This window comes from Kitasatospora sp. NPDC056783 (genome assembly GCF_042789895.1).
GTDB lineage: Bacteria > Actinomycetota > Actinomycetes > Streptomycetales > Streptomycetaceae > Kitasatospora.
This window is the reverse complement of record NZ_JBHUAF010000529.1, coordinates 1-4,620: the sequence shown is the minus strand read 5'-3', so window position 1 is coordinate 4,620 and position 4,620 is coordinate 1. Positions and strand designations below refer to the sequence as shown.

Genomic DNA, 4,620 nt, shown 5'->3' with positions numbered 1-4,620 from the left:
CTGCCCGACTACATGGTCCCCTCCGCCGTCGTCCTCCTCGACGCCCTGCCACTCACCGCCAACGGCAAGGTCGACCGCACCGCACTGCCCGCCCCGGACCAGGCCGCCGGCGGCCCCCGGACGGCGCCCGCCGGCCCGGTCGAGGCGGCGCTCTGCGCGGCCTTCGCCGAGGTGCTGGGCACCGGGCCGGTCGGCGCCGACGAGTCCTTCTTCGACCTCGGCGGCGACAGCATCCTGGCGATCCGCTTCGTCGCCCAGGCCCGGGCCGGGGGCCAGGTGGTGACCGTCCGGGAGGTCTTCCAGCACCGGACGGCCCAGGCCCTGGCCACCGTCGCCCGCCCCCTGGTGGAGCCGCAGGCCCCGGCGCGGAGCGTCTTCACCGACCCGGAGTCGGAGCGCGAGGCGGCCGAACTCCTCGCCTCGGAAGCCGAGCTGGCCGACGTGCTGCCGCTCTCCTCGCTCCAGGAGGGATTCGTCTTCCACGCCCTGCTGGCCGACGACGACGTCGACGTCTACGCCACCCAGGTCCACTTCGACCTGCACGGCCCGCTCGACCCGCCCCGGCTGCGGCTCTCCGCCGAGCGGCTGCTCGCCCGCCACCCCGGCCTGCGGGCGGGCTTCCGCCAGGCCGGCCTCAGCCGCCCGCTCCAGGCGGTCCACCGCGAGGTCGCGCTCCCCTGGCGCCAGGACGACCTGAGCGGGCACCCCGAGCCGACCGCCGAGGCCGAGCGCCTGGCCCTCGCCGACCGGACGGAGCCGTTCGACTTCACCCGCCCGCCGCTGCTGCGGCTGCGGGTGGCCAGGCTGGGCGACGACCTGCACCGGGTGATCCTGACCGGCCACCACATCCTGTGGGACGGCTGGTCGGTGCCGGTGCTGCTCGACGAGCTGTTCACCGCCTACCGGCACGGCGGCTCGACCGACGCCCTGCCCGAGCCGGCCCCGCTGCGCGACTACCTCGCCTGGGTGGCCGGCCAGGACGCCGAGGCGGCCCGCACCGCCTGGTCCGCCTCGGTCGGCGACGCCCGGCCGACCCTGGTCGACCCGGAGGCGGCGCACCGCGACCCGGTGCGGCACCGCTCGGTCTCGACCGACCTGGCCGAGCGGCCCGCCGAGGAACTGGCCGCCGCCGCCCGGGCCCACGGCGTCACCGTCAACACCGCCGTCCAGGGCGCCTGGGCGCTGGTGCTGGCCCGGCTGACCGGCGAGCAGGACGTGGTGTTCGGCGCCACCGTCTCCGGCCGCCCGGCCGAAGTCCCGGGCGTCGAGCGGATGGTCGGCATGTTCCTCAACACCCTGCCGGTCCGGGTCCGGATCGACGAGGACGAGCCGCTGTCCGCCCTGCTGGCCCGCCTCCAGGACGAGCAGTCTCGGCTGATCCCGCACCACCACCTCGGCCTCGGCGAGATCCAGCGGCTGGCCGGCGGACAGGTCCTGTTCGACACCACCGTGATCCACCAGAACGCCCCGCTGGACGCCTCGGCGCTGGCCGCCGGGCTCGACGGGCTGACCCTCGGCGACGCCGGCAGCATCGACGCCACCCACTACCCGCTGCGGGTGCAGGCCGTCCCGCCGCTGCACGGGAACGGCCTCGAACTGCGGCTCGGCTACCGCCCGGACGTCTACGACGAGGAGGAGGCGCGGAGCCTGCTGGACCAGCTCCACCGCGCGCTGCGGACCCTGGTCGACGCCCCGCTGACCAGGACCGGTTCGGTGGAACTCCTCTCGGCCGAGGAACGGGATCGACTCCTCGCCGGGTGGGGAGGCTACTGACCGTTCGACCGGGGCGGCCCACCGGGCCGCCCCGGCCCATGACGGCGGGTCACCTCTCCCGACACAACCACCTGGTAGGAAATGCTCACCATGAATGACAACGACGTAGTACGCCTGGAACAGGTCACCCGCTCCTACGGAACCGGCCAGAACGCCGTCACCGCCCTGGCCGGGGTCACCGTCGGCTTCGCCCCCGGCAGCTTCACCGCCGTCATGGGCCCCTCCGGATCGGGCAAGAGCACCCTGCTCCAGTGCGCCGCCGGACTGGACCGCCCGGACTCCGGCAAGGTCGTCGTCGACGGCATCGACCTCGGCGGCCTCGACGAGACCGCCCTGACCCGGCTGCGCCGGGAGCGCCTGGGCTTCGTCTTCCAGGCCTTCAACCTGCTGGGCTCGCTGACCGCCGAACAGAACGTCGGCCTGCCGCTGCGGCTGGCCGGCCGCCGGCCCGACTCCGCCCAGGTCCGGGCCGCCCTGGCCCAGGTCGGCCTGGGCGAGCGGACCGGCCACCTGCCCTCCCAGATGTCCGGCGGCCAGCAGCAGCGGGTGGCGATCGCCCGGGCGCTGATCTCCGCGCCCAAGGTGCTCTTCGCGGACGAGCCCACCGGCGCCCTCGACAGCACCAGCAGCCGCGAGGTGCTCACCCTGCTCCGCTCACTGGTCGACCAGCAGGGCCAGAGCACCATCATGGTCACCCACGACCCGGTGGCCGCCTCCTACGCCGACACCGTGCTCTTCCTCGCCGACGGCCAGGTGGTGGACCGGCTGGCCGGCCCCGACCCGCAGACCGTCGCCGCCCGGATGACCGCCCTGGAGGGCGTCCGCCCCGGCGGAGGCCCCCGATGAACGGCTTCCGCCTGCTGCTCCCGATAGCCGCCCTGTCGCTGCGGCGCCGGTGGCTCGCCTTCGTCGGCTCCTTCGTCGCGCTCGCCCTCGGCGTCGCGGTGATGTCCGCCGCCGGAGTGCTGCTCAACACCACGATGGGCGAGGACTCGCTGCCCGGCGCGCCCTCGCTGCACAAGCTGGTGGGCTTCATGGCCGCGATGGCCGGGTTCGTCTCGGTGTTCGTGGTCTCCTCGACCTTCGCCTTCGCCGTCGCCCAGCGCCGCCAGGAGACGGCGATGCTGCGCGCCGTCGGCGCGACGCCCCGCCAGGTGCGCTCGCTGATCCTCGGCGAGGCCGTGGTGGTGGCGCTCGCCGCCGCCGTCGCGGGCTGCGCGGCAGGCCTGGCCGTCGCCCCGGCGATCGCCTCCTGGCTGGTCGACCAGGGCGCCGCGCCGAGCGGCTTCCGCGCCCAGCCGGCCGTCCTGCCACTGCTGCTCGCCGCCTCGGGCGGCCTGCTGGTCGCCCTGCTCGGCGCCTACACGGCCTCCCGCCGGGCCGGCCGGGTGCGCCCGGTGGAGGCGCTCAACGAGGTCGCCGTCGACCGGAAGGTGATGCCGGCCGTCCGCTGGGTGGCGTCGATCGCCTTCCTCGGCGTCTTCGTCTACACCCTCCAGACGTTCATCTCGATGCCCGCGTCGATGATGGCGGACCCGCAGTCCCGCGACCCGGAGACCACCCCGCAGTGGGCCCTGCTCTTCGACGTGATGGCGGTGCTCGCCATCGTGCTGGTGGCGCCGGTCCTGGTGCCGCCGCTGGTGCGGCTGTTCACCGGGCCCGTACCGCTGCTGCCCGGCGCGGCCGGGCTGGTCGCCCGGCAGAACGCCCTCGCGGCGATCCGCCGCACCGTCTCCACCGCGACCCCGGTCTTCCTGGTGATCGGCCTGGCCGGCTCGGTGGTCGGCGGCACGGTCGCCTTCAGCGACGCGATGGCCGCCCAGGGCCGCGCCGCCCTCAAGGCCGGGTACGTGATCGAGCCGGCCGCCGGCGCCGCCGAGGTGCCCGCCGACGCGCTGCGGAAGCTGGCGGCCCTGCCGGGCGCCGGACTGACCACCGCGGCGACCGTACGGTTCGACGGCCTGGCGCTCCCGGACCAGCAGCCCGCCCCCGGCCGCCCGGGCGACCTGCCGATCCCGGAGGACGGGCTGGCCGTCGACGGCGACCTGCGGGCGGCCTGGAACCTCTCCGCCGAGGACGGCTCGCTGGAGGACCTCCACGGCAAGACGGTCGCGGTCTCCAGCGACATGGCGAAGGTCTTCGGCTGGCACGTCGGCGACACCCTGAACGCCCGGCTGGCGGACGGCACCCAGGAGCAGCTGCGGCTGGTCGCCCGGGTCGGCCACCTGCTGCCGCAGCTGCCCGAGATCGTCGTCCCCCGGGAGGCCGTCCCCGGCGGGCACACCGTCTCGGTCGCCTACCTGGGCACCGGCGCGGGCCCCGAGCAGGTCACGGCCGCGCTGGGCGGCGCGGCCCGGGCCACCGCGGGCGCGGACTGGATCGGGACGCGCAACGACCGGACCACCCGGAACGGCTGGATCGCGATGCTGGCGATCCTCGGCCCGGCACTGCTGTACGCGCTGATCGCGATCGTCAACACGATGATGATGTCCACCGGGGACCGGCTGCGGGACTTCGCCACCCTGCGGCTGACCGGCGGCACCCGCCGCCAGGTCATGCGGGTGGTCGCGGCCGAGACCCTGGTGGTGGTCGCCACCGCGGCGGCGCTCGGACTGATCGTCACGCTGCTGACCCAGTACGCGACCGTCCTGCTGATCGAGAACCGCGTCCTCGACACCGGCCGGTCCGCGGCCTTCGACCTGCCCTGGGGCACCCTGGCCGGAGCCACCGCCGTCTGTCTGGCCCTCGCGCTGGTCTCCAGCCTGGTCCCGGCCCGGCTGGCGCTGCGGGTGCGCCCGCTCGACCTCGCGAGCGGCCGGCAGTGAACGCCGGAGGCACGGAAGGAGC

General features: G+C 75.4%; 3 protein-coding genes. All 3 read left to right on the top strand.

Annotation, left to right across the window (positions count from 1 at the left end):
• A partial coding sequence (locus ACFRMQ_RS38490) for a condensation domain-containing protein (protein ID WP_380735536.1) occupies nucleotides 1–1,773 on the top strand: 1,773 nt, incomplete at its 5' end.
• A gap of 90 nt (nucleotides 1,774–1,863) precedes the next feature.
• A complete protein-coding gene (locus ACFRMQ_RS38485; RefSeq protein ID WP_380735535.1) occupies nucleotides 1,864–2,619 on the top strand; it encodes an ABC transporter ATP-binding protein in 756 nt (251 codons plus the stop codon).
• A complete protein-coding gene (locus ACFRMQ_RS38480) occupies nucleotides 2,616–4,598 on the top strand; it encodes an FtsX-like permease family protein (RefSeq protein WP_380735534.1) in 1,983 nt (660 codons plus the stop codon). Before ACFRMQ_RS38485 ends, ACFRMQ_RS38480 begins: the two co-directional genes overlap by 4 nt.
• Nucleotides 4,599–4,620: the final 22 nt, after the last annotated feature.

Excerpts from the sequence above, each read along its gene's own strand:
- ACFRMQ_RS38485 (WP_380735535.1), top strand. The coding sequence starts at position 1,864 with ATGAATGACAACGACGTAGTACGCCTGGAACAGGTCACCCGCTCCTAC.
- ACFRMQ_RS38480 (WP_380735534.1), top strand. The coding sequence starts at position 2,616 with ATGAACGGCTTCCGCCTGCTGCTCCCGATAGCCGCCCTGTCGCTGCGG.